The sequence below is a fragment of the Methylobacterium sp. 1973 genome (assembly GCF_040545035.1).
Classification (GTDB): Bacteria; Pseudomonadota; Alphaproteobacteria; order Rhizobiales; family Beijerinckiaceae; genus Methylobacterium; species Methylobacterium fujisawaense.
The window spans coordinates 101822-126705 of record NZ_JBEPLA010000002.1 but is presented as its reverse complement, the minus strand read 5'-3'; the positions used below and the strand labels follow the sequence as shown (position 1 = coordinate 126705).

General features: G+C 72.2%; 15 protein-coding genes and 1 pseudogene. 10 read left to right on the top strand and 6 right to left on the bottom strand.

Going from position 1 to position 24884, the window contains the following annotated elements; translation table 11 throughout:
- Window positions 1-166: 166 nt before the first annotated feature.
- Window positions 167-1051, bottom strand: coding sequence for a LysR family transcriptional regulator (locus tag ABIC70_RS04410; protein WP_081948571.1), 885 nt, complete (start codon window positions 1049-1051; stop codon window positions 167-169).
- Window positions 1052-1612: 561 nt separating this feature from the next.
- Here ABIC70_RS04410 and ABIC70_RS04405 point away from each other — a divergent pair.
- The 3 genes and pseudogenes from ABIC70_RS04405 to ABIC70_RS04395 form a co-directional block, all read left to right on the top strand.
- Window positions 1613-2713: pseudogene (locus ABIC70_RS04405) on the top strand (HD domain-containing phosphohydrolase); the annotation flags it as partial.
- Window positions 2714-3025: 312 nt separating this feature from the next.
- Window positions 3026-4051 (top strand): histone deacetylase family protein, encoded by a 1026-nt coding sequence (locus tag ABIC70_RS04400; protein ID WP_179698602.1) that lies wholly within the window; start codon window positions 3026-3028, stop codon window positions 4049-4051.
- A 157-nt stretch (window positions 4052-4208) separates the two neighbouring features.
- Window positions 4209-5558, top strand: coding sequence for an MFS transporter (locus ABIC70_RS04395; RefSeq protein ID WP_179698601.1), 1350 nt, complete (start codon window positions 4209-4211; stop codon window positions 5556-5558).
- A 148-nt stretch (window positions 5559-5706) separates the two neighbouring features.
- Here the strand turns inward: ABIC70_RS04395 and ABIC70_RS04390 are convergent, their stop codons facing one another.
- Window positions 5707-6417, bottom strand: coding sequence for a DUF1013 domain-containing protein (locus ABIC70_RS04390; RefSeq protein ID WP_043352024.1), 711 nt, complete (start codon window positions 6415-6417; stop codon window positions 5707-5709).
- A gap of 201 nt (window positions 6418-6618) precedes the next feature.
- Complete coding sequence (locus ABIC70_RS04385; protein WP_051044827.1) at window positions 6619-7293, bottom strand: TetR/AcrR family transcriptional regulator; 675 nt, start codon at window positions 7291-7293, stop codon at window positions 6619-6621.
- 77 nt (window positions 7294-7370) lie between these two features.
- Between ABIC70_RS04385 and ABIC70_RS04380 the strand changes: the two genes are divergently transcribed.
- Window positions 7371-8645, top strand: a complete 1275-nt coding sequence (locus ABIC70_RS04380) for an HlyD family secretion protein (RefSeq protein ID WP_354438976.1) — start codon at window positions 7371-7373, stop codon at window positions 8643-8645.
- The gene (locus tag ABIC70_RS04375) at window positions 8642-10219 is read left to right on the top strand and encodes a DHA2 family efflux MFS transporter permease subunit (RefSeq protein WP_043357661.1); all 1578 of its coding nucleotides are present in this window, start codon (window positions 8642-8644) and stop codon (window positions 10217-10219) included. The genes ABIC70_RS04380 and ABIC70_RS04375 overlap by 4 nt, the downstream gene beginning before the upstream one ends.
- Window positions 10220-10241: 22 nt before the next feature.
- Here ABIC70_RS04375 and ABIC70_RS04370 read toward each other — a convergent pair whose 3' ends face one another.
- Both ABIC70_RS04370 and ABIC70_RS04365 read right to left on the bottom strand, forming a co-directional pair.
- On the bottom strand, window positions 10242-11282 hold the full coding sequence (locus tag ABIC70_RS04370; RefSeq protein WP_111474019.1) for an ABC transporter substrate-binding protein: 1041 nt from the start codon (window positions 11280-11282) through the stop codon (window positions 10242-10244).
- Window positions 11283-11513: 231 nt separating this feature from the next.
- Window positions 11514-12140 carry a TetR/AcrR family transcriptional regulator gene (locus ABIC70_RS04365; RefSeq protein ID WP_287089547.1) on the bottom strand — a complete coding sequence of 209 codons (627 nt, stop codon included), beginning with the start codon at window positions 12138-12140 and terminating at the stop codon, window positions 11514-11516.
- Window positions 12141-12247: 107 nt separating this feature from the next.
- Here ABIC70_RS04365 and ABIC70_RS04360 point away from each other — a divergent pair, with 107 nt between their 5' ends.
- Window positions 12248-12934, top strand: a complete 687-nt coding sequence (locus ABIC70_RS04360) for a PspA/IM30 family protein (RefSeq protein ID WP_354438973.1) — start codon at window positions 12248-12250, stop codon at window positions 12932-12934.
- Window positions 12935-12982: 48 nt separating this feature from the next.
- Window positions 12983-13258 (top strand): YiaA/YiaB family inner membrane protein, encoded by a 276-nt coding sequence (locus tag ABIC70_RS04355; RefSeq protein WP_043357650.1) that lies wholly within the window; start codon window positions 12983-12985, stop codon window positions 13256-13258.
- 24 nt (window positions 13259-13282) lie between these two features.
- Here ABIC70_RS04355 and ABIC70_RS04350 read toward each other — a convergent pair whose 3' ends face one another.
- Window positions 13283-14287, bottom strand: coding sequence for a lipase family protein (locus ABIC70_RS04350; RefSeq protein ID WP_354438972.1), 1005 nt, complete (start codon window positions 14285-14287; stop codon window positions 13283-13285).
- Between the two features lie 129 nt (window positions 14288-14416).
- On the opposite strand from ABIC70_RS04350, the gene treZ reads away from it, so the two are divergent.
- From treZ to ABIC70_RS04335, 3 genes are all read left to right on the top strand, one after another.
- Window positions 14417-16222 (top strand): malto-oligosyltrehalose trehalohydrolase, encoded by a 1806-nt coding sequence (gene treZ / locus ABIC70_RS04345; protein ID WP_354438971.1) that lies wholly within the window; start codon window positions 14417-14419, stop codon window positions 16220-16222.
- Complete coding sequence (locus tag ABIC70_RS04340) at window positions 16219-21120, top strand: malto-oligosyltrehalose synthase (protein ID WP_354438970.1); 4902 nt, start codon at window positions 16219-16221, stop codon at window positions 21118-21120. The genes treZ and ABIC70_RS04340 overlap by 4 nt, the downstream gene beginning before the upstream one ends.
- A 371-nt stretch (window positions 21121-21491) precedes the next feature.
- The gene (locus ABIC70_RS04335) at window positions 21492-24872 is read left to right on the top strand and encodes a maltotransferase domain-containing protein (RefSeq protein WP_354438968.1); all 3381 of its coding nucleotides are present in this window, start codon (window positions 21492-21494) and stop codon (window positions 24870-24872) included.
- The last annotated feature ends 12 nt before the right edge of the window (window positions 24873-24884 follow it).

Here is a 24884-nt window from a genome sequence, read left to right as displayed (position 1 = left end):
GTCGCCGATCACCACCGACCCGTCGCGCCTCATGACCGGACGGAACGGCGGCCCCATCGGAAACCCTATGCGGATCGAGCCCGCGGACGACGCGCATCATGTCCGCGACCATCGCGGTGCTCTGCGGTCTCCCCGCCTCGGGCCCGGGGCGGAGGCCGGGCGACGCTCAGGCGCGCAGCTGTGCCACGAAGGCCCGGATGAACGGCGGCAGCCCGTCGAGGTCGCGCAGGCACAGGGTCAGGTCGCGCCGCGCCCAGGAATCGGCGAGGGGCACCACCGCCAGGGCGAGGCCCTGGGCGGCGCGGGCGGCGGCGCTCTCGGGAAGGACCGCCAGCCCGACCCGTGCCTCGACGAGCCGGCAGACGGCGTCGAAGTCCCGCAGCTGCACCCGCAGGCGCATCGGCCGCCCCTCCCGCACCGCCTGGGCGACGAGGAACCGGCTGATGGCGCTGCGCCGGTCGAGGCCGACGAGGTCGTGGCCGAGCAGCTCGGCGAACGGGATCGTCCCGCGCGCCGCCAGGGGGTGATCCCGGGCCGCCACCAGCACGAACCGGTCCTCCCGGAACGGGAAGGTCCGCAGCGAGCCGGTATCCACCGTGCCGGACAGGATGCCGAGATCGGCCGCCCCCTCGGCCACCAGCCCGACGATCTCCTCGGAGGTGCGCTCGTCGATCTCGACGCCGATCCCGGGGTGATCGGCCAGGAAGGCCGAGAGCGCGTCCGGCAGGAACTCGGTCAGCGCGTTGGTGTTGGCCAGCACCCGGATCTGGCCGAAGGCGCTCCCCGAGAAGGCCGCCATCTCCTCGCGCAACCGCTCCACCCCGGCCAGGACCTCCCGGGCGTGGACGAGGAGGGCGCGCCCGGCCGGGGTCGGGCTGACGCCCTGCCGGCCCCGGGTCAGCAGCGCCGCGCCGAGGGACTCCTCCATCAGCCGGATCCGCGTCGAGGCGGCCGCCAGGGCGAGGTTCGCCCGCGCGGCCCCGTGGGTGATCGAACCGGCCTCGACCACGTGCCGGAACAGGCCGAGATCGGTGAGATCGAACCGCATCATCGCGCAGGCGCCTCCCGACACGCCATCTGCACCGGCGCAGCCCGGAACCGGCCCTGGACCTGCCCTGGCCTGGCCCGGCCCGGCCCTGGCCCGGTCGCGCGTCGACGGCCCCGGCCGTCGCCGGGCCACGGTAGCGGGCGGCCGCCCGTCTGTCAGGAATTCCCACCGGCCGCGCCCCGGCATCGGCCCGAGCCCGAGCCCAGGGGGCGCTGCAGGAACGGCCGGGCGCGCCGGTCCCGGGCAGAGACGGACCAGTCCCGAGGTATCCGACACGGTATAGCGCGCGATTTCACCGGTCTATCGACTTAGAAAATCCGGGTCAATTTCGGAACAATCCAAATATGGCCCCCGCAAAAGTCAATAATTCTACAAATATCAGCAATCCTGTTTCAATTCAGATTTACCGGACGTTAACGCCGCATGTCTCAATGATCATCGAATAGTCTTGCAAGGCTTCGCGACGATGGCTTCTGCGTCAGAACATGGGATCGACCGGCCGTCCCGCGATCGCCTGCGGCGCTCCGGCTCCGATACGCCCGCGAACCGGTCTGGGCACCGCTGATGGACGCGCTCCTCGTCGACGACAGCGCCACCATGCGGATGCGCCTCCGCCGCCTGCTGGAGGCCAAGCCCGACATGTCCGTCACCGATTACGGCGACCCGGTCGCCGCGATGGTCGAGGCGCGGATGCGGGCCTTCGATATCGTCCTGGTCGACTGCCACATGCCCGGCATCGACGGGATCGCCTTCATCCGGCAGATGCGGACCATCCCGCATTACGCGCAGGTGCCGATCGTGATGATCACGAGCGACATCTCGGACGCGGTGCGGCTCGCCGCCCTGGAGGCGGGGGCGACCGATTTCCTCGACAAGTCCATGCAGGGCGTCGAACTCACCGTCCGGCTGCGCAACATGATCCGGCTCGCCCGGGCGGTGCGGCGGCTCGCCGAGCAGGCGGCTTGGCTCGACGGCGCGGTGGAGGCCGCCCTGCGCCACATGCGCGAGCGCGAGGAGGAGATCATCTTCCGCCTGGCGCTGGCGGTCGAGTACCGCGACAACGACACCGGCGATCACACATGGCGGGTGGCCCGCTACAGCCAGATCGTCGCCGAGGGGCTCGGGCTGGCGCCGGATGTCTGCCGCAACCTCTATCTCGCGGCGCCCCTGCACGATGTCGGCAAGGTCGGCATCCCGGACGGCGTCCTGCTCAAGCCCGGCCGGCTCGACCGGGACGAGTTCGACCTGATCAAGACGCATCCGGCGATCGGCCGGCGCATCCTGGGCGGGAGCGCCTCCGAACTGATCCGGCTGGCCGCCGAGATCGCCGAGTTTCACCATGAGAAATGGGACGGCGGCGGCTACCCGCACGGGCTCGTCGGCGCCGCGATTCCCCTCTCGGCCCGGATCGTCGCGGTGGCGGACGTGTTCGACGCCCTGACCACCGCGCGGCCCTACAAGGCTGCGCTGCCCTTCGACGCGGCCCTGGACTGCATCCGCGCCGACAGCGGCCGCCACTTCGACCCGGCCTGCGTGGAGGCCTTCTGCGCGCGCTTCCCGGACATCCGCGTCGCCGGCGGGCAGAACCGGGCGGGGGTGCGGCCGAATGCGGGGCCGGTCACCGAACCCTGGGCGCGGGTGCCGACCCTGCTCCGCGAGGTCGCCGCCCCGTCGCCGGCCCCGGCGGGATGGCGCGTCAGCAGCCCCGAGGCGCTCCTGACGCCATCGGTGAACCCGGGCTCGTCTGCGCCGTTGATCGCGGACTCGCACGGATCACGGACGGAGCCGCACCATGACCACGACCTGGAAGACGCTGCCGGAGATCGCCCTGGCCCGCCGGATCTCCCTGGACGCGGCCCGGCGCCTGGTCGACGGGGCGAAATGCCCCAAGGTGTTCCGCGCGGACGGCACCGTCTACCTCATCTGAGCGCGGGCCGGGCGGATGACGCATCCCCCGGAAGCCCCTAACCTTCCGGCATGCGCATCTTCCACACGCCCGATTCAGGCCGGCACGATCCCGAACGCTACCTGCGGCGCGGCACGCCGATCCCGCATCCCGAGCAGGCCGCCCGCTACGCGATCCTGCGCGACGCGGCCCTGCGGGGCGGCCACGACCTCGGCGAACCGGCCGATCACGGCCTCGACCCGATCCGGGCGGTGCACGATCCGGACTACGTGGCGTTCCTGGCCGAGGCCTGGGCGCGCCGGGGCGAGATCCCCGACATCGGCGACGAGATCCTGACCGGATCCTTCGCCCGGCCGCAGATGCACCGGAGGCCCGCCGGCCTCCTCGGGCGGCTGGGCCTCTACACCGCCGACACCTCGACGCCGATCCGCGCCGGCACCTGGGCGGCGGTCTACGGGTCGGCGCAATGCGCGGTCGCGGCCGCCGACGCGGCCCTCGCGGCGGGGCACGCCTACGCCCTGTGCCGCCCGCCCGGCCACCACGCCTATGCGGAGTCCGCCGGCGGCTTCTGCTTCCTCAACAACAGCGCCATCGCGGCCGAGCGGATGCGCGCCGCCACCGGCGGCCCGGTGGCGATCCTCGACATCGACGTCCATCACGGCAACGGCACGCAGGGGATCTTCTACGCCCGCGCCGACGTGCTGACGGTCTCGGTCCATGCCGACCCGTCCGACTACTTCCCGTTCTTCGCCGGCTACGCCGACGAGACCGGGACCGGGGCGGGGGCGGGGTTCAACCGCAACCTGCCGCTGCCGCCGGGCTCGGGGGACGCGCCCTGGCTCGAGGCCCTGGAGGCGGGTCTCGCGGCTGTCGCCGCGCACCGGCCCCGGGCCCTCGTGGTGGCGCTGGGCCTCGACGCCGCCGCGGACGACCCGATCGGCGCCCTCGCGGTGACCCGGGCGGGTTTCGTCGGGGCCGCGGAGCGGATCGCCCGGGCCGGGCTGCCCACGGCCCTGGTGCAGGAGGGCGGCTACCTCTGCGCGGCCCTGCCGGACAACCTCGCGGCCTTCCTCGCGGCCTTCGACGCCGCGCGCTGAGCCCCGCATCGCGTCCGCCCCCGCGGTGCAGGCGTGATGCGATCGTGATCGCCGGGGCGCCGGATCGGCTACCCGGATGTGGTCGACCCGATGCCACAACCGACCTATCAGGGCGGGGCGGGCGCCGCCGACGCGTCCCGGGCGGGAGGAACGGACGATGGGCGCGGGCGAGGTGGGCTTACGCGAGGCGGCCAGCGCTCCGTGGTACGCGGGTCTCACCCGGCGCCACTGGCGGATCCTGTGGGGCAGCTATCTCGGCTGGATCTTCGACGGCTACGAGGCGGTGGCCCTGGTCTACGCCCTGCGTCCGGCGCTGGCCTCGATCCTCACCCCCGAGCAGGCTCAGGCGCCGGCCTCCTACGTGGGGCTCGCCATCGGCATCACGCTGCTCGGCTGGGGGATCGGCGGCCTCATGGGCGGGATCGCGGCCGACTATATCGGCCGCAAGCGCATGATGATGATCTCGATCCTCGGCTACGCGGTCTTCACCGGGCTGACCGCCTTCGCCGGGAGCTTCACGCAGCTCGCGATCCTGCGGTTCATCACGGGGCTCGCCATCGGCTCGGAATGGTCCACCGGCATCGCCCTGGTGGCCGAGACCTGGCCGAACCGGGCCCGGCCGAAGGGCTGCGGCTTCCTGCAATCGGGCTTCGGCGGCGGCGCGGTGCTGGCCGCCATCGTGTGGGCTGTGCTCGCGGCCACCGAGCCCCTGGGCCCGGAATCCTGGCGGATCCTGTTCGCGCTGGGTGCCCTGCCGGCCTTCGTCTGCCTGTACCTGCGGCGGGCGCTGGAGGAATCCGAGCAGTGGATGCAGGCGCTCAAGGCGCAGCGCTGGGCCGCCACCGCGGAGGATGCCGGCCACGCCCCGCGGGCCGCGCAACGCCCCTTCACCCTGGCGGAGATCTTTCGGGAGCCGGAGAGCCGGCGGCGGGTGCTGCTGGCCACCGCCATGTCGTTCGCCACCACGGTGGGCTGGTGGGCGGTCTCGTCCTGGCTGCCGGCCTACACGGAGGGGCTGGCCAAGGCCGCGGGCGAGCCGGCCAACCTCTGGGGCCCGCGCATGGGCATCATCTACAATGTCGGGGCGATCACCGCCTACGTGATCTCGGGCTTCGTGGCCGACGCGATCGGCCGCCGCGCCTTCCTGCTCGTCACCTATGTCGGCTGCATCGTCACGTCGCTCGCCTGCTACCTCTGGACCGGCGGGCTGGTGCCGTTCATGGGGCTCGCCTTCCTGAACGGGTTCTTCACCCTGGGCTTCGCCTTCTCGTGGATGGCGATCTACCTCGCGGAGCTGTTCACCCCGGCGGTGCGGGCGACGGCGGCGAGCGTGGTCTTCAACGGCGCGCGGCTGATCGCCTGGATCTTCCCGATCCTCGCCGGGCAGATCGTGACCGCCTTCGGGGGCGTCGCCGCGGCGGCTCTGACCCTGTCGAGCGTCTACGTGATCGGCCTCGTGGTGCCGTGGTTCATGCCGGAGACGCGGGGCCGGCCGCTGCCGGAATAGATCGATCCCGGGTCCCGCCCCGCCGGCGGCCGGCGGTCCCGGGCCCGGCCAGACGCAAAGCGGCCCCCGACTCCGGTGGAGCGGGGGCCGGATCCTGCACAGGCCGCCATGGGCCCGCCCGGCCCAGGGGGCAGGGCGGAGGCCGGTCCTAGTCCTCGTCGTCCTCGTCGTGGTGCCGGCCCTTGAGCTTGGCGAAGACCGAATCGGCATCGAGCCGCTCCTCGCGGCCGCCGTGATCGTCCGCGTGCTCCCGCTCGTCCGCCTCGCGGGCCGTGGAGACCTCCGTCGGCAGCAGCGAGGCGCCGGATTCGGCCGCCACCGCGGCCGGGCGGTCGGCCGCCGCGCGCTGGACCTCGAAGTCGAGGTTGATCTGGGTGGTGAGCCCGAGGGTCACCGGGTCCATCGGCTGGAGCGAGCCCGAGTTCCAGTGGGTGCGCTCGCGGATCTGCTGGATCGTCGACTTGGTGGTGCCCACCAGCCGGATGATCTGCGAATCCTTCAGCTCCGGGTGGTTGCGCAGCAGCCACAGGATGGCGTTCGGCCGGTCCTGGCGGCGGGAGAGGGGGGTGTAGCGCGGGCCCTTGGTGGTGCGCTTCACCTCCGGCAGCTTCACCTTCGAGACGGCCGGCTTCAGCTTGTAGTGCGGCGCCTTCTGGGCCTTCTCGATCTCGTCGCGGGTGAGCTGGCCGGTGGAGACCGGGTCGAGCCCCTTGATGCCGGCCGCGACCTCGCCGTCGGCGATGCCCTTCACCTCCAGCGGGTGCAGCTTGCAGAAATCGGCGATCTGCTCGAAGGCCAGCGAGGTGTTCTCGACCAGCCAGACGGCGGTCGCCTTGGGCATCAGCGGACCCTGGGACATGTCTCTCGTGCTCCGGCCTGGCGGGACGGGGGCCGGGCATCGGGCCGCGGGCTCCGGATGACCGATCCGGATGTCCCGTCTCACGCTGTCGAATGGGGATGAGGCACTATAGGCCCGGGCGGGGAGGGGCGCAATCACGGGTTCGGCGGTTCGGAGAGCCCGCCTGCGGATTCACCGGGGGCCGGGACGACCGGCCGCCCCTCAGCGCGGCCGCACCCCGTCGAGGAACAGCCGCACCGCCGCCTGCCGCCGCCGCTCCTGCGTCTCCGGATCGGTGGCGATGCCGTAGAGGGCCGCCTGGGACGACCGGCCCAGGACGAGGCTGAGGAACAGGTCGGCCGCGATCTCGGGATCCGCCACGGCGATCCGGCCGCGCCGGGCGAAGGCGTCGAGCAGCTGCGCCACGGCGCGCACGCCCCGCAGCCAGCCCTCCTCGTGGGCCAGCCGCGCCAGTTCGGGAAACTGCAGGGCCTGGGCCACGAGGTTGCGCTTGAGCATGGCCGCCCCCGGCGACTGCCCGTGGGCCAGCAGGGTGCGGCTGAGATCCTGCAGGGCGGTCTCGACGTCGTCGCTCCCGCCCTGCGCGGCCTGGGCCTCGGCGGCGGCGGAGAGCGGCGCCAGCCACGCGGCGATCCGCTCGCGCAGGACCGCCTCGAACAGGGCCCGCTTGTCGCGGTAGCGGGCATAGACCGTCGGCTTGCTCATCCCGGCGGCCTCGGCCACCGCGTCGATGGAGGTGGCGTCGAAGCCGCGCTCCAGGAACAGGGTGGTCGCCACGGCGATCAGGTGCGCCTCGCGCCGGACCGCCTCCGCGCGCGTCGGCCGGCCGCCCCGCCGCTGTCCCGCCTCCGCTCCCGCGATCTCCGTGACCGTCACCCGCGATTCTCCTTGCCCGAAGCCGTCCCGCGCATTATCAAAACGATACCGTACCGTTTTGATTCTGGCCAGACCCGATGGACGCACGTCGCAGCGACAGCTTCAAGAGTGCCGACCCGGTCGCGGGTGCCCCGGCGCCCGCCCCGGTCGCCGCCGCGGCCCAGGTCCCGGCCCAGGTCCCGGCCCAGACCCAGACCCAGACCCCGGCCCAGGTCCCTGCGCCGGCCTCCGCATCGGCGTCGCGTCGCCGCCGCGCGCGGATCGTGCTGCCCCTCCTCGGAGTTCTCGCGCTGGGCGGCGCCGGAACCTACGGCTGGCACTGGTGGACCGTCGGCCGCTTCCTCGAGGTGACCGACGACGCCTATCTCCAGTCCGACAAGGTGACGGTGGCCCCGCGCATCGCCGGCACCGTCGCGGAGGTGCGGGTCGGCGACAACCAGCCGGTCAAGGCCGGGGACGTCATCGCCCGCCTCGACGACCGGTCCTACCGGGTCCAGCTCAAGCAGGCCGAGGCCGAGGTCGAGAAGGACAAGGCGCAGGTCCTGGGCGTCGCATCCGCGATCATCCAGCAGCAGGCGCAGGTCGCCTCGTCGCGGGCCGACCTCGCCAATGCCGAGGCCGCGCTGACCTTCGCGCAGCAGGAATACACCCGCTACCAGAACCTGCTGCAGACCGGCTCCGGCACGGTGCAGCGCCAGCAGCAGGCGGATGCCGACCTGCGCCAGCGCCACGCCGCCCGCGACAAGGCCGCCGCCGCGCTCGACGCCGCGCAGAAGCAGATCGACAGCCTGAAGGCCCTGGAGGCCAGCACCCGGGCGAGCCTCGAAGGGGCGCGGGCGAAGGTCGAGGGGGTGAAGCTCGACCTCAGCTACGCCACCATCCTGGCGCCGATCGACGGCGTGGCCGGCGACCGGGCGCTGCGGATCGGGCAGGTGGTCTCCCCCGGCACCGGGCTCCTGACCCTCGTGCCGATGGGCCGCGACATCTACCTCGTGGCGAACTTCAAGGAGACCCAGACCGGGCACATGGTCGAGGGCCAGCGCGTCACCGTCACGGTCGACGCCTTCGGCGACCATGCATTCGAGGGCCGGATCGAGAGCTTCTCCCCGGGCACCGGCTCGCAATTCGCGCTGCTGCCCCCGGAGAACGCCACCGGCAACTTCACCAAGGTGGTGCAGCGCGTGCCCGTGCGCGTCGCCCTCGATCCCGCCGACCCGCTCGTCGGCCGCCTGCGCCCCGGCCTGTCGGTGGAGGCGACGGTCCACACCGCCGACCCGGTGGAGCCGGTGGATCCCGCCCGCCGCAGGCCGAAGCCCGCCCCGGCGCTGGTCAGCGAGGCCCTGCCCCGATGAGCCCCGTGCCGGCCGTGGCCGGGCCCGAGGCAAAGGCGAGCGCCCGGGACTGGCTCGCCGTGTTCGGCGCGATCCTCGGCGCCTTCACGGCGATCCTCGACATCCAGATCACCAACGCCTCGCTCGCCGACATCCAGGGGGCGCTCGGCGCCTCCACCGAGGAGGGGAGCTGGATCTCCACCGCCTACCTGATGGCCGAGATCATCGTGATCCCGCTCACCGGCTGGCTGTCCTCGGTGATCGGCCTGCGCCGCTACCTCGCGGTGAACACCCTGCTGTTCACCGCCTTCTCGCTGGCCTGCGCGCTCTCGACCAGCTTGAGCCAGATGATCCTGTTCCGGGCGGGCCAGGGCTTCACCGGCGGCGTGCTGATCCCCACCGCCATCGTGATCGTGCGCACGCGGCTGCCGAAGAGCCAGCAGGCGGTGGGCATCGCGCTGTTCGGCCTGACGGCGACCTTCGCGCCGGCCATTGGCCCGACGGTGGGCGGCTGGCTCACCGACAACCTGTCCTGGCACTATATCTTCTACCTGAACCTGATCTTCGGGCCGATCGCCGCGGCGATCCAGCTCGGCGCCTTCGAGGCCGCGCCCGCCCGCTGGGGCGAGTTGCTCAAGGGCGACTGGATCGGCATCGGCCTGATGGCGACCGGGCTGCCGGCCCTGACCTTCGTGCTGGAGGAGGGGCAGCGCAAGGACTGGTTCGGCTCGCCCGTGATCGTCGAGGCGAGCTGGCTGGCCGTCGCCGGGATCACCGGCTTCATCGTCCGCGAGCTGACGGCGGCCAAGCCCTTCATCAACCTGCGGGTCCTGGCCAACCGCTCGGTCGGGGGCGCCTGCGTGCTGATGACCGTGCTGGGCGCGGTGTCGTTCGGGTCGATCTACATCATCCCGGTCTATTGCGCGCAGATCCAGGGCTACAATGCCGAGCAGATCGGCACCGTGGTGATGTGGTCGGGCCTGCCGCAGCTGGTCCTGTTCCCGATGATGCCCCTGCTCATGCGCGCCGTCGACGCCCGGCTGCTCGTGGTCACCGGGACGCTGTTCTTCATCGCGAGCTGCTGGATCAATGTCGGCCTGACCCACGATGTCGGCGCCGACCAGCTGATCCTGCCGCAGCTCATGCGGGCCATCGGCCAGCCGCTTTTCACGATCCCGCTCTCGCAGCTCTCCACCGTGGGCCTCGGCCCGCGCGACACCGCCGACGCCTCGGCGCTGTCCAACATGATGCGCAACCTCGGCGGCTCGATCGGCATCGCCCTGCTGTCGACCATGATCGACCGGCGTGAGCACTTCCACTTCTCGGTGCTGGCGGAGGCGATCACCGTCAACGCGACCCGCACCCAGGACCGGCTCGCGGCGCTCGCCGCCGGGATGCACGCCCGCATCGCCGACCCGCTGGCCGCCAAGGGCGCGGCTCTGGGCATGCTGGCGCAACAGGTCCGCCGCGAGGCCACCGTCATGGCCTACGCGGACGGGTTCTGGCTGGTGGGGGTGAGCCTCGTGGCGAGCCTCGCCGTGGTGGCGATCCTCAAGAAGCCCCAGCGCGCCGCCGGGCCGGTGGAGGCGCATTGACGGGCCGATGCGACGCCGGGGGCTACTTCCCCGGCAGGTTGTGGACGATCGGGAAGAACGTGTCCTTCCAGTCCTTGGGCTCGGCCTTGATGGTCTTCATCGCGTAGAAGTGCCGGGCCTGGAGCATGATCCCGTAGGGGGTGGTGGAGAAGTTCGTGCCCGGCTCCTTCATGATCGCGACCAGGGTCTCGGGGGGCGTCTTCTCGTTGGTGGCCGCGACGTAATCCTTGGCGGCCTGGAGCGGGTCCCGGGCGATCGCGGCATTGGCCTCGTCGATCGCAGCCACGATGGCGGCGGCGAGCTTGGGGTTTCGGGTGTACCAGCCGGTCCGGGCGTAGAGGATCGCGTTGCTCACCGGCTCGCCGACGAGTTCGAAGGAGTTCAGCACCGTGTGGATCGCCGGATCCTGCAGCTCGCGCTGCTGGAACGGCGGCAGCGAGAAGTGGCTGTTGATCTCGTTGTGCGGGCTCGCCAGCGCCGCCACCGCGTCGGGATGGCCGAGCTGGACGGTGAGCGGGTCGAGCTTGGTGGCGTTCTCGGGCCCGAAGGCCTTCTTGGCGGCGATCTGGAGCAGCACCGCCTGCGAGGAGACCTTCACGGAGGGCAGGGCGATCTTGTCCTTGCCGGAGAAGTCGCCGAGGGTCTTCACGTCCGGGTTGCGGGTGAGCAGCAGCATCGGCGTGGTGCCGACGCCGCACAGGCCCTTCACGTCGCCCCGCGTCCGGTCGTTGAGCAGCAGCATGTTGGTGGAGCCGCTGTCGACGATGTCGATATTGCCCGAGAGCAGCGCGTCGTTGCCGGCGGCGCCGCTCGTCAGGTTGACCCACTCCACCGCGACGTCCCCGAGGCCGGCGGCCTTGGCGTGCTTCTCGATCAGCTTGTGCTGCTCGGCGAGGACGGCGGGCAGGTAGACGAAGCCCGGCTGCCGGCTGATCCGCACCTTGGCGTCGTCGGCCCGGACGGGGGAGGCGAGCGCCAGCCCGGCCAGTAGGAGGGCCGGTCCTGCCCGCAGGAGCCGGCGGCAGCCCAGCAGCAACGCGCCCGTCCGCGACGTACCCACCATGACGCATCTCCCTGTGACCCCGGCGGATTCGTGTCCGATCCGGATGTGTCGTTGGGCGCGAGTGGACAGGTTCGGGTCGGCGCGCGCAAGGCCCCGCCGCCCCGATCCGCCGATTCCGGCGCGGCAACGTCCCCCGATGCGCGACCGGCGCGACCGGCGCGGCCGACGATCGGGCGGGCTCCGCACCGCCGGACGCAGCGCCCGCGCCGGGGCCGCCACCGTCGCGGGCACTCAGCCCGCCGAGAAGCCCCGGACCGCCGCCCGCACCAGCGCGTCGATCATCGGCCGCACGTCGTCCACGCCGAGGGGCCCGAGGCTGCCGAGATCGGCGAGATAGGTCATGCCGTGGACGCTGGACCACAGCGCCCGCGCCATCACGGGGATCTCCGCCTCGGCGAGGCGGCCGCCGTCGCGCAGCACCCCCTCCAGGATCCCGAACAGGGCCGCGATGTCGGCCTGCACCGAATCCGGCGCCGCCACGGTGCGGCGCTCGAAGATCGCCGCCCAGGCGGCATGGTGCCCCGCCGCGAAGGCGAGATACGCATCGGCCAGGCATAGGAGCCGCGCCTCCGTCCCCCGCGACGGACAGGCCGCCAGCGCCTCCGTGAGGGCGTCCCGGAGCCGCCGCATGGTGACGGCGTTGGCCTCCAGCCGCAGCACTTCCAGGCTGTCGAACTGCGTGTAGACCGAGCCCACCGCCGTGCCGGCCCGCTCCGCGACGCCGCGGGCGGTCAGCGCCGCCGCGCCGCCCGCGTTCAGGATCGCCACCGCGGCTTCGATCAGGGCCCGGCGATCCGCCTCGCGGTCGCCCGGCTCCTTCCGCGGCCGTCCGCGCACTTTTTTATGAACCTCGTTCATTTTATCCCTTGCGACGCGGCGCGCCGCGTGTTTTACCTGTTTCATGAACGACGTTCAATAAATTACGGATGCGATCCGGCCCGTCGTTCTTCGCGAGGTGAACCGTGATGAGGACCCTCTCCTTCCTGATGCGCGGCGTGATCGCCGACAACGCCCAGGCGATCCACGACGCCCATGCCGTGACGATCCTCCGCCAGCAGATCCGGGAGGCCGCCGGAGCCCTGGCGGCCGCCCGGCGGGAACTGGCCGTCGCCCTGGCCTACCACGCCGCCGAGATGCGCGCCCTCGACGCCATCGGGACCCGCATCGACACCCTGTCGGACGGGGCGCGGCGGGCGCTGGCCGACGGCCGCGAGGATCTCGGGACCGGGGCGGCGATCCACATCGCCGCGCTGGAGGACGAGCGGGCCGACCGCCGGGCCGCCGCCGAACGCTTCGCCGCCGAGGTCGAGCGGCTGAAGCGCCTCGTCGCCCAGGGCGGCGAGCGGCTGCGGGATCTCGACCGCGGGCTCCAGACCGCCCGCACCACCGAGGCGCTGCGGCGGGCCGGCCTCGAGGGCCGCCGGGTCACGACCCTGTCGGCGGGGGCCCTCGTGGAGGCCGAGCGGACGCTGGCGCGCCTGCGCGAGCGGCAGGCGGCCGAGGCGGACGTCGCCGCCGCGCTGACCGAGCTCGAGGCCGATCTCGAGGCCGGGACCGCGGGCGGGATCGAGGCCGATCTCGAGGCGGCGGGCTACGGCCGCCCCCGCACGGACCCGCGGGCGGTGCTGGACCGCCTCAGGGCCGGGGCCTGACCGGCGCCGCACGAACCCCCGTCCGATCCTTCCTCAGGAGACCGCACCATGACACCGCAGATGCCCCATACCGGCGCCTGGAAGACCTTCACGCTGGTCAGCTTCGCCGCCGCCGCCGCCATGCTGACGATCGGCATCTTCTTCCTGCCCGCGGATATCTGGATCAAGGGCTACCTCGCCATGGCGTCGCTGTTCCTCACGGGCACGACCTTCACCCTGGCCAAGACCCTGCGCGACGAGCACGAGGCGAAACGGCTGATCAACAAGATCGAGGACGCCGCCACCGAGCGCGTCCTGCGGGAGGCGGTGCCGGGCCGGCTCTGAGCCGATCCCCGAGGTCGGCGCCGCTCAGTCCGCAGCCTCCAGGAACGCGGCGACCACCCGGGAGAATTCCGGGGTCCGCAGGTAGCCGTAGGATTTGTGCCGGTTCTCGGCGCCGTCCGGCCTCCGGTAGGCGTTGATCACCGGCACGTCCCGCACCCGCACGCCGGCGGCATTCGGCGCGTAGAGGGCCGCGAGGTCGTCGCCCACCGTGGCGATGTCCTGGCGGTCCATCAGGTTGGTCCAGGCGGTGAGCGCCGCCGGCACCCGGAGGTCGCCGTGCGCGTCGGCGAGCTTCAGCTTCAGCTCGGCGAGGCCGAGGGGCGCGCCGAGGGTGACCAGGGCGCAGCGGGGCATCGGCGTCCCCTCCGCCTCGGCGGCGCGCAGAACGTCGTAGGCGATCAGGCCGCCCATCGAGTGCGCGGCGATCAGCACGGTATCCGCCGCGGCCGCCGCCAGGACGTCGCGCAGGCGCGCCCGCGCCGCCGCCCGGAAGGCCGCGTCCTCGTGGTAGCCCCAGAGATCGTCGAGACGGTATTCCAGGATCAGGTCATCCACCGGCGTCAGCCCGGCGGCCTCCTGCAGGTGCGACAGGCCGCGATAGATCCGGTCGGTGAGGGTCGGCTCGGCGCGGTCGGGCTCCCCCGCCGGGGAGGGGAACGGCCCGAGGCCGTGATCGGGGCGGTAGGGCTCGCGGTTGCGGTCGCCCGCGAGCGGCTGCGGGTAGCGCAGGTCCGCCCAGTAGACGAAGGTGAAGGGCAGGTCGGCCTCCGCCACCCGGAGCCCGCGATTGCGGTCGAGCCCCTCGCGGATCGCGGCGCGCCACCAGGCGGCCTTCTCATCCCGGGGCGGCTTGTTGGCGAGCCCGTGGATGCCGATGATGTGCGCCCGACCCAGTGTCCGCTCCCAGACCGACGCGAATGCCGGCGGCTCAAGATAGGGCCGCCCCGCACGGACGGAACTGCGGCTTAGTTTCCGCGCGCCCGTCGCCCCCGCGCGCCAACCCGTTCGTCGACCCAGTCGTCGACCCATTGCCACCCGGCCGCTCCGCCATAGCTGCGCTGCGGGAACCGGATCGGGCCCGGGGCCTTCTCCCACGACAGATGATCCTGCCGCGCTTGCATCCCGGTGCGCGCGGCCAATGACGAGGACGGTGGCCCGATGCGGCGCGCCCACAGCATGGATTTCGGGGCCGAGATGGTCGAGGGCGGCGTCCGCTTCGCCCTCTGGGCACCCACCGCCAAGAGCGTCGCGCTCGTCGTCGACGGCGCCGATCACCCGCTGCCGGAATCCGGCGGCGGCTGGCGCCGCACCGCCCTGCCCGGGGTGAAGCCCGGCGCCCGCTACGGCTTCCGCATCGACGGCGACCTCGTGGTGCCCGATCCCGCCTCCCGCTTCCAGCCGGACGACGTCTCGGGCCTCAGCGAGGTGATCGACCCGCGGGCCTTCGCGTGGTCCGACGCGGACTGGACCGGGCGGCCCTTCGAGGAGGCGGTGATCTACGAGTGCCATGTCGGCACCGCGACGCCGGAGGGCACCTATGCCGGCCTGCAGGCCCGGCTGCCCGACCTCAAGGCGCTCGGCGTCACCGCCATCGAGCTGCTGCCGCTCGCCGACTTCAAGGGCGCGCGCAACTGGGGCTACGACGGCGTCCAGCCCTACGCCCCCGACGGCGCCTATGGCCGCCCGGACGACCTCAAGCGCCTGATCGACGCCGCCCATGGGCTCGGGCTGATGGTCTATCTCGACGCGGTCTACAATCACTTCGGTCCGGCCGGGAACTACCTCCACGCCTACGCCAAGACCTTCTTCACCGAGCGCCACCAGACCCCCTGGGGCGCGGGCATCAACTTCGACGGCAAGGAGAGCGGCGCCACCGTGCGCCAGTTCTTCATCCAGAACGCCCTCTACTGGCTGGAGGAATACCGCTTCGACGGCCTGCGCTTCGACGCCGTCCACGCGATCCTCGACGATTCGCCCCGTCATTTCCTGGCCGAGCTCGGCGAGACGGTCCGGAAGACCTTTCCGGACCGCCAGATCCACCTGATGCTGGAGAACGAGGCCAACCAGGCCCGCTGGCTGGAGCGGGACGCCGCCGGGCGCCCGAAGATGCACGATGCCCAGTGGGCCGACGACCTGCACCATTGCTGGCACGTCCTGCTCACGGGCGAGGACGCCGGCTACTATAAAAGCTTTGCCGACAAACCGGTCGCGCACCTCGCCCGCTGCCTCGCGGAGGGTTTCGCGTATCAGGGCGAGCCGTTCGCCACGCTCGACAACCATCCGCGCGGCGAGCCCTCCGGGCACCTGCCGCCCTCGGCCTTCGTGACCTTCCTCCAGAACCACGATCAGGTCGGCAACCGGGCGCTGGGCGAGCGGTTGAACCACCTCGCGGATCCGAAGAAACTCGATCTCGCCCGGGCCGGGCTCCTGCTGGCGCCGCAGATCCCGATGCTCTGGATGGGCGAGGAATGGTCGGCCTCGGCGCCGTTCCTGTTCTTCGTCGACTTCGCGCCGGACGAGGACCTGAACAAGGCGGTCCGCGACGGCCGCCGCCGGGAGTTCAAGAGCTTCGCGGCGTTCGCGGACGACACCTCCAAGATCCCCGACCCGACCGAGCGCGAGACCTTCGCGGCCTCGAAGCTCGACTGGTCCGAGCGGGAGCGCTCGCCCCACCGCGAGGTGCTGGCGGAGACGACGCGCCTCCTGGGGCTGCGCCGCGACGTGGTCGTGGCGCTGGCGAAGTCCGGCTATGACGGCGCCGCCGCCACGATGCCGCGCGCGGACGTGGTCGACTGCACGTGGCGCTTCGGCGCCGGCACCCTGCGCTTCGTCGCCAATGTCGGGACCGAGGCCTTCGCGGTCGATCCGGGCGGTGCCCGGCCGGTCTGGACCAACGCCCCCGACGGGGCCGGACGCGATCTCCCGTCCTGGACGGGCGTGTTCCTGACGGAGTCCCACGCGTGAGCCCCCTCGAAAGACTCGCCGACCTCGTCGGCGTCGCCGCCGGCTACACCGACGCCTTCGGCAAGCCCGTCGAGACGCCGCTGGCGGTGCGCCGCGGCCTGCTGGCGGCCCTGGGCTTCGCGGTCCAGGACGAGCCGTCGATCGCCGGGAGCCTCGCCGAGGTCGAGCGCCTGCGCCGCGGCCTGATCCCGCCGCTCCTGCCGGTGGAGGCCCGCCGGGCCGCCCGCGTTCCGGTCCGGCTGCAGGACGGGGCGCCCCACACCCTGGTCTGGCGCCTCGTCGACGAGCGCGGCACCGCCCGGGAGGGACGGGCCAACCCGCAAGGGTCCGATCCCGGATTCGAGCTGCCGCCGCTGACCCCGGGCTATCACCGCCTCATCGTGCAGGCCGGCCAGAGCCGCACCGAGGCCTGGGTGATCGCCGCGCCGCAGCGCTGCTGGCGCCCGCGCCCCTACACGGATGAGGGGGCCTCCGATTGGGGGCTCGCCGCCCAGCTCTACGGACTGCGCTCGGCGACCAATATCGGCATCGGCACCTACGCGGATGCCGGCGAGGCCGCCCGCGAGGCGGCCCTGCGCGGGGCGGCGTTCTTAGGGCTCAGCCCGGTCCACGCCCTGTTCGGTTCCGACCGGACCAAGATCTCCCCCTACTCGCCCTCCTCGCGCCTGTTCCTGGAGACGCTGTTCATCGCCCCGCGCAGCCTGCCGGGGCTCGCCGGCTCCCGGGCCGAGGCGCTGCTCGATGCGCGCGCGGACGCGATCACGGCGCTCCGCGAGGCGGCGCTGGTCGACCACCAGGGCGTGCACGACGTGCTCGACCCGGTGCTCCGGGCCCTCTGGGAGGACTCCCCCGCCCGGGCCGGCACGGACGCGGATTTCGCGCGCTTCCGGCAGGCGGGCGGCGAGGATCTCGAATCCCACGCCCTGTTCGAGGCCCTGTCGGAGCATTTCCGGGGGCAGGGCGCGCATTGGCTGGGCGACTGGCCGGACGCGTACCGCCGGGCCGGCACGGAGGCGGTGCGGGCCTTCGCGGCGGAGCATGCCGAGGCGGTCGGCTATCACGCCTGGCTGCAATACCTCGCCGACCGGCAGCTCGAAGAGGCGTCCGCGGCGGCGCTGGGCGCCGGCATGCGGGTCGGGCTGTACCGCGACCTCGCGGTCGGCGCCGACCGGGGCGGCTCCGAGATCTGGTCCCATCCCGAGCGCTTCGCCGACAAGGTGTCGATCGGCGCGCCGCCGGATCTGCTGGCGCCCAAGGGCCAGAACTGGGGCCTGCCGGCCTTCGACCCGCTGGAGATGGAGCGCGACGGGCTCGCCGCCTTCCGGACCCTGGTCCAGGCCAACATGCGCCATGCCGGCGCGATCCGGATCGACCACGCCTTCCAGCTCGCCCGCCTGTTCCTGATCCCGCTGGGCGCGGGCGCCCAGGCCGGGGCCTACGTGGCCATGCCGTTCGAGCCGATGCTGGCGGTGCTGCGGCTGGAGAGCCACCGCAACAAGTGCCTCGTCATCGCGGAGGATCTCGGCACCGCCCCGGAGGGCTTCTCGGACGCGCTGATGAGGGCCGGGGTGCTGAGCTACCGGATCCTCGCCTTCGAGCGGGAAGGCGACGGACAGTTCAAGGCGCCGTCGGCCTATCCGCGCGACGCGCTCACCGCCATCACCACCCACGACCTGCCGACCTTCGTGGGCTGGTGGCGCGGGGTCGACACCGACACCCGCCAGTCGCTCGGCCTCTACGACCAGGAGCGGGCCGAGGGCGAGCGGGCCGAGCGCGTCGTCGAGCGCCGCCGCCTCGCCGAGGCGCTGGCCGGCGAGCAGCTGCTCCCCTCGGCCGAGCCCCCGGATGCCGCGCCCTTCGAGGCCGCCGCCCGCTACCTCGCCCGGGCGCCCTCGATGCTGACCGCCGTGCAGTACGAGGACGTGGTCTCCGAACTCGCCCAGGCCAACGTGCCGGGCTCCACCGAGGGCTACCCGAACTGGCGGCGCAAGCTCGACCGGGAGCTGGCGGACATCGCCGCCCCCGGCGGGCCGCTGGCCAAGCTGGCCGCCGCCCTGTCGGCGGAGGCACGGGGACCGCGCTCGGGGGCCGCGCGGCTCGCCGCGCCGCCGCCGCGCTCGACCTACCGGCTGCAGTTCCACAAGGACTTCACCTTCGCGGATGCGGGCAAGATCATCCCCTACCTGCACCGGCTCGGGATCAGCCACGTCTACGCCTCGCCGCTCCAGACGGCACGGCCCGGCTCGACCCACGGCTACGACATCGTCGATCACGGGGCGATCAACCCGGAACTCGGCGGCGAGGCGGGCTTCGTCCAGCTCTCCGAGACGCTCCACGCCCACGGGATCAAGCTGCTCCTCGACATCGTCCCGAACCACATGGGCGTCGGCGGGTCCGACAACCCGTGGTGGCTCTCGGTGCTCGAATGGGGCTCGCTCTCGCCCTTCGCCGACGCCTTCGACATCGACTGGCAGCGGCTCGGGGCCGGGCGCAACCTCGTGATCCCGTTCCTGGGCGAGCGCTACGGCGAGGCCCTGGAGCAGGGCACCCTGGTGCTCAAATTCGATCCCGAGAAGGGCGCCTTCAGCGTCTGGCACTACGAGCACCAGCTGCCGATCCGGCCGCTGAGCTACCCGACCATCCTCAACCGGGTGATCGCCGCCATCGGGGCGGTGGACGACGACACCACCGCGGAGCTGCTCGCCATCTCCGAGCGCCTGCGGGCCATGGCGATCGACACCGACGAGACCCGCCGCAAAGGCTTCCCCGAGGAGGCCGAGGGGCTGAAGCGCCGGCTCGCCGAGATCCACGGCGTCTCGCCGCTGATCCAGGAGGCCACCGCCAGCACGCTGGCCCTGCTCAACGGCTTCAAGGGCCGCCCGGACAGTTTCGGGCCGCTGCACCGGCTGCTGGAAGCGCAGGCCTACCGGCTCGCCCATTGGCGGGTGGCGTCGAGCGACATCAACTACCGCCGCTTCTTCGACGTGAACTCGCTCGCCGGCCTGCGGGTCGAGCTGTCCGACATCTTCCACCGCTCGCACGAAACCGTGTTCCGGCACATCCGCGAGGGCCGGATCGACGGCTTGCGCATCGACCATATCGACGGGCTGGCCGACCCGCTGGGCTACGCACGGGCGCTCCAGGCGGCGGTCGGGCCGGGCTTCTACGTGGTCGTGGAGAAAATCCTGGAGCCCGGGGAGCGGCTGCGGCCCTGGCCGGTGGCCGGGACCACGGGCTACGACGTGCTCAACCAGCTCGACGGGATCCTGGTCGACAAGGGGAAGCGCGGCAAGGTCGAGCGCCTCTACACCTGGGCCACGGGCTTCGACGAGCCCTACGGCTTCCAGCTCCGTGCCGCCAAGGCCGAGATCCTGGAGATCAGCTTCGCGAGCGAGCTGGAGGTGCTGACCACCGACCTCAAGGAGGTCGCCGATTCCGACCGGCGGACCCGCGACTTCACCGTCAACGCGCTCCGCCGGGCGCTGATCGAGATCATCGCGCGCTTCCCGACCTACCGGAGCTACCTGCCGCCGGAGCTGGAGGAGGGCGAGGTCGAGCCCGAGGACGTGCGCCTGATCGAGGGCGCCGTCGCCAAGGCCAAGCGCTGGTCGAGCCTGCCGGACCGCTCGGTCCACGACTTCGCCGCCGACGTCCTGCTCGGCCGGATCGAGACCGCCGGGGCGGGCCGGCCGGATCCGCGGGTTGCCTTGCGCTTCCGCCGCCGGTTCCAGCAGCTCACCGGCCCGGTCATGGCCAAGAGCCTGGAGGACACGCTGTTCTACCGCTACGCGTGCCTACTCGGCCTCAACGAGGTCGGGGGCGATCCGGGCGAGTACGGGATCGACGCGGAGCACTTCCACGACCTCCAGATCGCCCGCGCCCGGGACTGGCCGAGCGCCATGATCACCACGGCGACCCACGACACCAAGCGGGGCGAGGATGCCCGCACGCGGCTGCTCGCCCTCTCGGAGATCCCGGAGGAATGGGCCAAGGCCTGGGACCTGTGGCAGCGCACCGCCGGCCCGCACCTCGCCCGCATCGACGGCGAGCCGGCCCCCGACGCCAACGACCAGTGGATGTTCTTCCAGGCCATTCTGGGCGCCTGGCCGCTGGAGCTGCTGGAGCGGGACGAGGCCGGGGCGATCGAGGATTTCCGCGACCGGCTGATCGCCTACGGCGAGAAGGCCATGCGCGAGGGCAAGCGCCGGTCGAGCTGGGTCAATGTCGACGCGGTCTACGAGGGCGCGGTCAAGAAGCTGTTCACCGCGCTGATCGCCCCGGGCTCGGACTTCCTGGCGCAGCTCCGGCCCTTCGCCCGGCGGCTCGCCCATCTCGGCATGCTGGCGAGCCTCGGCCGGACGGTCCTGAAATGCACCCTGCCGGGCCTGCCCGACACCTACCAGGGCACGGAGATCTGGGACTTCTCCTTCGTCGATCCCGACAACCGCCGCCCGGTGGACTACCCGGCCCTGGGGCGGATGCTGGACCAGGGCGGCGTGCCCGCGGAGCTGCTGGCGCACTGGCCGGACGGGCGGGTCAAGCAGGCGACCCTCGCGGCGCTTCTGGCCGAGCGGGCTGAGCGACCGGACTTCTACGCGAGCGCCGCCTACGAACCCGTCCCGGCCACCGGCGCGCGGGCCGGGCACGTGATCGCCTACCGTCGGACCGATCCCGGCCAGGAGGGCGGCGACCTGTTCGTGGCGGTACCGCGGCTGGTGGCGGGCTTCGTCGGGGAGGCGGTCTGGCCGGGTGAGGCCTTTAATGGGACCCGGGTCGATCTCGGGGCGGGGACGCGCTGGCGCGACCTCGCCTCGGGGCGGATCGTGGCGGGGGAGGGGGCCGACCTCGGCGAACTCCTGCGGGATCTGCCCTACGCGGTCCTGCGGCGGGAGCCGTGAGGGGAGCGGCCGGATCCGCGGATCGTCTTCCCCCCTCCGCGGGGGAGGATGGGCCGGCCGTCAGGCCGGGTCGGGAGCGGGGAACCCGGCTTCCGAAACGGGCGGAGCCGGCATGAAGGCCGCCGCCTTCTCCGGCACCGTCGCGCCCCCGTCACGGGACTTCGGGGACCACCCTTCCCCGCAGCGGCGGGAGGGAGCGTGCGCGGGTCCGTCCCTGCCACGAAGACCATGTCGGCAGGTCCCTCGCGGTCCTGTCATGCGAATCTGCTGAGAGGCGGACGGCGCGGACCTGACAATCCCCGCCGTCCCACGCGAAGGCACGCCCGGGCGGTTCGGGCGTTACGACACAGGAACGGGAGCCAGAAGCCAGCATGAACGCACCGACCAAAGCCGCTGCGACGACCGGGGCCGAGGCCGTCCTGCCGGCCGCGCTGGCGCCCCGGGCCGAGGGGCCGCGGATCTACAACCTGTTCCCGCTCCTGGTCGGGCGCGTCGCGGACTGGACCGCCGAGCTGCCGCGGATCGCCGCGCTCGGCTTCGACTGGATCTACCTGAACCCGTTCCACCAGACCGGCGGCTCCCGGAGCCTCTACGCGGTGGCCGATCCCGAGCGGCTCGACGAGCGGTTCCGCGACCCGGACGGCACGCCGGACGACGCGCAGATCCAGCGCTTCTGCGCGGCCGCGCAGGCCCTCGGCCTGTCGGTGATGACCGACCTCGTGATCAACCACACCGCCGACAACGCCCGCCTCGCCACGGAGCGGCCCGACCTGTTCATGAAGGAGTCCGACGGCTCAATCATGCACCCGGCGGCGGTGGATCCGGACGATCCGTCGATCCGCACCGTCTGGGGCGATCTGGCCGAACTCGACTACCACACGCCGGCTGCCCGGGATGAGCTGACCCGGATCTGGGGCGCCTACGTGGCCCGGCTCCAGGACCTCGGCGTGGCGGGCTTCCGCTGTGATGCGGCCTACAAGGTGCCGCCGGAGACCTGGCGCGTCCTGATCGGGGAGGCCAAGGGGCGCGATCCCGCCTGTCTCTTCGCCGCCGAGACCCTGGGCTGCACCTTCGAGGAGGCCCGGGCCACGGCGGGCGCCGGCTTCGACTACCTGTTCAACTCCTTCGCGTGGTGGGACCTGAAGAAGCCCTGGGCCCTGGAGCAGTACGAGCGCCTGCGGGTGCTGGCGCCCTCCATCGCCTTCCCGGAGAACCACGACATGACGCGGCTCGCCGCCGGGATCGGCGGCGGCCCTGAGGCGGTGGCGGCCCATCTGCGCACCCGCTACGCGCTGGCCGCCTTCTTCTCGGCCGGCGTGCTGATGCCCATCGGCTACGAATGGGGCTACCGCCGGGCGCTGCACGTGGTCGAGACCACCCCGGGCGACCGCGAGCACGAGACCGGCATCGACATCTCCGGCTTCATCCGGGCGGTCAACGCCCTGCGGGCGGAGCTGCCCGCCGCCAATGTCGAGGGCGCGCAGATCCGGATCTCGTCTCCCGACAGCGACTGCGTGGCGCTCGCCCGCTTCGACACCGGCCACCCGGCCTCGGCCCGGCACGGGCTGATCGTGCTCTACAATCCGACCGACAAGCCGGTGCCGGTCGAGGCCGGGTCGCTCATCGCCCGCACCGGCGGCATGCTCGGCACCTTCGTCGACCGGACCCCGGAGGCCGAGCCGATCGCGTTCCATCCCGGCAGCGCCATCGACCTGATGCCGGGCGAGCTGCGCATCCTGGCGGCCAGCGCCCAGGAGGTCGCCCGGCTCCCCGAGCGCGGCACCCCGGACGGGGAGGGGCGGGTGGTGATCGAGGCGGTCAGCCCTGAGCTCGACGGCGGCCGCTCGCCGGTGAAGCGGATCGTCGGCGAGTCCCTGCGGGTCGAGGCCGACATCTTCTCCGACGGCCACGAGATCATCGACGCCGCGATCCTGTCGCGGGTCGCCGGCAGCGACGCGTGGCGCGAGGACCCGATGGTCTTCGTCGACAACGACCGCTGGGCCGGACACTTCCCCCTGGAGCGCAACGCCCGCTACGAGTTCACCCTGATCGCGTGGCGCGACGCCTTCTCGTCCTGGGTGCGCGACACCCTGAAGAAGCGCGCCGCCGGCGTCGATGTCCGCCTGGAGACGATCGAGGGCGTGGCCCTGGTCGGGACCGCGGCGTCGCTCGCCCGGACCCGCGGCGGCCGCGACGCCGAGCGCCTCGCCGCGCTCGTGGCGGCGCTCGCCGCCGAGGAGACCGGCTCGGCCGCCCAGCTCGACCGGATCCTCGACCCCGAGGCGTCGCGCCTCGTGCGCCGGAACGCCGAGCGGGTGAACCTCACCCGCTATCCCGTGACCCTGCCGGTGATCGCCGACCGCCTCGCGGCCCGGTTCTCCGCCTGGTACGAGATCTTCCCGCGCTCCCAGTCGATGGACGTGAACCGCCACGGCACCTTCGACGACGTGATCCGGCGCCTGCCCGAGATCCGCGAGCTCGGCTTCGACGTCCTCTACTTCACCCCGATCCACCCCGTGGGCCGGACCAACCGCAAGGGGAAGAACAACACCCTCACGGCCGAGCCCGGCGATGTCGGCTCGGTCTACGCGGTGGGCGCGGCGGAGGGCGGCCACGAGGCCGTGCATCCCGACCTCGGCACCCTTCAGGATTTCGAGCGGCTGGTCGCGGCGAGCCACGCCTACGGGATGGAGATCGCCCTCGACTTCGCGATCCAGTGCTCGCCCGACCATCCCTGGATCAAGAACCATCCGGAATGGTTCGAGTGGCGCCCCGACGGCACGCTGAAATTCGCCGAGAACCCCCCGAAGAAGTACGAGGACATCTCGAACGTCCACTTCTACGGCGGCGCCCTGCCCGGGCTGTGGATCGAGCTGCGCGACATCCTGCTCGGCTGGTGCGCCCGGGGCGTGCGCATCTTCCGGGTCGACAACCCCCACACCAAGCCGATCCCGTTCTGGGAATGGGTGATCGGCGAGGTCAACGGGCGCTATCCGGACGCGATCTTCCTCGCCGAGGCCTTCACCCGGCCGAAGATGATGAAGAAGCTCGCCAAGGCCGGCTACCAGCAGAGCTACACCTACTTCACGTGGCGCAACACCAAGCAGGAGCTGACCGACTACGCCCTGGAGCTGGCCGGCGAGATGGGCGAGTACTACCGCCCGAATTTCTTTGCGAATACGCCCGACATCAATCCCTACTTCCTTCAGACCAGCGGACGCGCCGGCTTCGTCATCCGCGGTACCCTGGCCGCGACCCTGTCGTCGGTCTACGGCATCTACAACGGCTTCGAGCTGTGCGAAGCCGCGCCGTATCCGGGCAAGGAGGAGTACCTGAACTCGGAAAAATACGAGCTGAAGGCCTGGGACTACGACCGGCCGGGCAACATCCGCGAGCACATCGTCAAGCTGAACACGATCCGGCGCGAGAACCCCGCCCTCTGGGATTTCCGCAACGTCGTCTTCACCGGGGCCTTCAACGACCAGATCATCGCCTACGCCAAGGCGACGCCGGAGCGCGACAACTGCATCTTCACCATGGTCAACCTCGACCCGAAGAACCGCCAGGAATGCACCTACGAGGTGCCGCTCTGGCTGTTCGGCCTGCCCGACGACGGCGCCGTCGAGGTCGAGGACCTGCTCCAGGGCTACACGTTCGAGTTGCGCGGCAAATCCCACCGCATCGCCCTCGATCCGGCCGAGCGATCCTGCGTCATCTGGCGCCTGCGGGCGCCGCGGCGGGTTGCGGGCTGAGGCCACGCGTGG

Coding starts and splice junctions, on each gene's coding strand:
- ABIC70_RS04410 (WP_081948571.1), bottom strand. CDS start 1,051: ATGATGCGGTTCGATCTCACCGATCTCGGCCTGTTCCGGCACGTGGTC.
- ABIC70_RS04335 (WP_354438968.1), top strand. CDS start 21,492: ATGAACGCACCGACCAAAGCCGCTGCGACGACCGGGGCCGAGGCCGTC.
- ABIC70_RS04370 (WP_111474019.1), bottom strand. CDS start 11,282: ATGGTGGGTACGTCGCGGACGGGCGCGTTGCTGCTGGGCTGCCGCCGG.
- ABIC70_RS04390 (WP_043352024.1), bottom strand. CDS start 6,417: ATGTCCCAGGGTCCGCTGATGCCCAAGGCGACCGCCGTCTGGCTGGTC.
- ABIC70_RS04400 (WP_179698602.1), top strand. CDS start 3,026: ATGCGCATCTTCCACACGCCCGATTCAGGCCGGCACGATCCCGAACGC.
- ABIC70_RS04365 (WP_287089547.1), bottom strand. CDS start 12,140: ATGAACGAGGTTCATAAAAAAGTGCGCGGACGGCCGCGGAAGGAGCCG.
- ABIC70_RS04355 (WP_043357650.1), top strand. CDS start 12,983: ATGACACCGCAGATGCCCCATACCGGCGCCTGGAAGACCTTCACGCTG.
- ABIC70_RS04380 (WP_354438976.1), top strand. CDS start 7,371: ATGGACGCACGTCGCAGCGACAGCTTCAAGAGTGCCGACCCGGTCGCG.
- ABIC70_RS04350 (WP_354438972.1), bottom strand. CDS start 14,287: ATGGGTCGACGACTGGGTCGACGAACGGGTTGGCGCGCGGGGGCGACG.
- ABIC70_RS04360 (WP_354438973.1), top strand. CDS start 12,248: ATGAGGACCCTCTCCTTCCTGATGCGCGGCGTGATCGCCGACAACGCC.
- ABIC70_RS04375 (WP_043357661.1), top strand. CDS start 8,642: ATGAGCCCCGTGCCGGCCGTGGCCGGGCCCGAGGCAAAGGCGAGCGCC.
- ABIC70_RS04395 (WP_179698601.1), top strand. CDS start 4,209: ATGGGCGCGGGCGAGGTGGGCTTACGCGAGGCGGCCAGCGCTCCGTGG.
- treZ (WP_354438971.1), top strand. CDS start 14,417: ATGCGGCGCGCCCACAGCATGGATTTCGGGGCCGAGATGGTCGAGGGC.